The following is a 1,662-nucleotide window of genomic DNA, read 5'->3' as shown; positions in this document are numbered from 1 at the left end:
CCTTCAAACGATGTAGGAGCGAGCCTGCTCCGGGCGGCGTTCCGACGATGGACGTGAACGATGACGCGGGCTGTCTGGATGAACCCGTTCACCGGACGTTTTTCGCGAGCAGGCTCGCTCCTGCAGGATGGGGTTCAGTCGATGTACTCAAACAACTTCACAATCTTCTGCACGCCGGAAACACCTTGCACCAGGTTGGTCGCCTGCGCCGCTTCCTGCTTGGTCAGCAGGCCCAGCATGTAGACGATGCCGTTTTCAGTGACGATCTTGATGCGCGAACCGGGGATGTTGGCATCGGCGAGCATCTGGGCCTTGATTTTGGAGGTCAACCAGGTGTCGTTCTGACGGGCCAGGAAGCTGGAGGGTGGCAGGATCTGCAGTTCGTTGTGCACCTGCTTCACGCGCTGGACCGCGGCAGCGGCCTGTTCGGCCTTGGCCTTGAGGTCTGCGCGTGGCGTTTGCCCGGCGAGCAGCACGACGCCGTTGAAGCTGGTGACGACGATGTGCGAGTCCTTATCCAGGGCCGGGTCAGCCTTGGCGATGTTCACGCCAACCTTGGTGTCGATCAGGGAGTCGTCGATCTTGCTGCCCAGTGTGCGGGTGCCGCGGTCATCTTCAATCGGTGCTTCACGGCTGGCAGTCACCACCGAGGTGCAGCCACTGATGCCGAGGCACAGGGTCAAGGCCAGTAGGYCAAGGCGATTAGGGGTCATTYTTCACTCCCGAACAGTTGGCTGTCGATCAAGTCGCAAAGGCAATGGATCGCCAGCAGGTGGACTTCTTGAATACGAGCGGTGACGTTTGCCGGTACGCGAATCTCGACGTCCTCGGGCAACAGCAGCGACGCCATGCCGCCGCCATCACGTCCCGTCAATGCTACGACAATCATTTCGCGATCATGTGCGGCCTGGATCGCTTGAATTATGTTGGYCGAGTTGCCGCTGGTGGAGATAGCCAGCAACACATCGCCCGGTTGGCCGAGTGCGCGGATCTGCTTGGAGAAGATTTCGTTGTAGCTGTAGTCGTTGGCGATCGAGGTGATCGTCGAACTGTCGGTCGTCAGGGCGATGGCCGGCAGGCTCGGGCGCTCGCGCTCAAAGCGATTGAGCAGCTCGGACGAGAAGTGCTGGGCGTCGCCGGCAGAGCCGCCGTTACCACAGGAAAGMATTTTTCCTTCGTTGAGCAGGGCGTTGACCATGACCTGGCTGGCTTGCTCGATGTGCGGTGCAAGTACTTCCATCGCCTGTTGCTTGGTGTCGATACTGGCCTGAAAAAGCTGGCGAATTCGGGATTGCATGTCCATCTGTGTGACCTTAAGTGGCGCGGCTGTTCGGCACATGAATGTGCAGCCCGCAAAGCAAAGAGCAAAAGTGTTCGGTGATAGTGTCCGGTTCGCAATGCCGGCGATCAGCCGTCGAAGGCATTCTGCAGCCAGTTCAACTGATCGAGGTTGCTGTCGATGGCAATCACGTCGAAGCGGCAAGGGGAATTGGCCCAGCGCGACTCGCGCTGAAGAAAATATTGCGCGGCGAAAATCAGCTTTTGCCGTTTGCGCTCATCGATGCTGTCGAGCGCGCCACCCCATTGAGTGTTTTTTCTGTAGCGGACTTCAACGAATACTACTGTATCGCCATCTAGCATGACCAGATCAAGCTCGCCGCG

At 58.7% G+C, this 1,662-nt stretch carries 3 protein-coding genes; all 3 read right to left on the bottom strand.

What is annotated here, in order from left to right:
- Window positions 1-134: 134 nt before the first annotated feature.
- On the bottom strand, window positions 135-713 hold the full coding sequence (locus tag ACXRVY_RS27810) for a BON domain-containing protein (RefSeq protein ID WP_458238812.1): 579 nt from the start codon (window positions 711-713) through the stop codon (window positions 135-137).
- Entirely contained in the window at window positions 710-1,303 is a 594-nt protein-coding gene (locus ACXRVY_RS27805) for a phosphoheptose isomerase (protein WP_458238811.1), read from the bottom strand. The genes ACXRVY_RS27810 and ACXRVY_RS27805 overlap by 4 nt, the downstream gene beginning before the upstream one ends.
- A gap of 104 nt (window positions 1,304-1,407) precedes the next feature.
- Window positions 1,408-1,662 (bottom strand): YraN family protein (locus ACXRVY_RS27800; RefSeq protein ID WP_458238810.1); only part of this gene is annotated, 255 nt, incomplete at its 5' end.

The sequence above is a fragment of the Pseudomonas sp. P5_A2_2 genome (assembly GCF_054177685.1).
The sequence above is the reverse complement of the archived record's forward strand: the minus strand, read 5'-3'. Positions and strand labels throughout refer to the sequence as shown.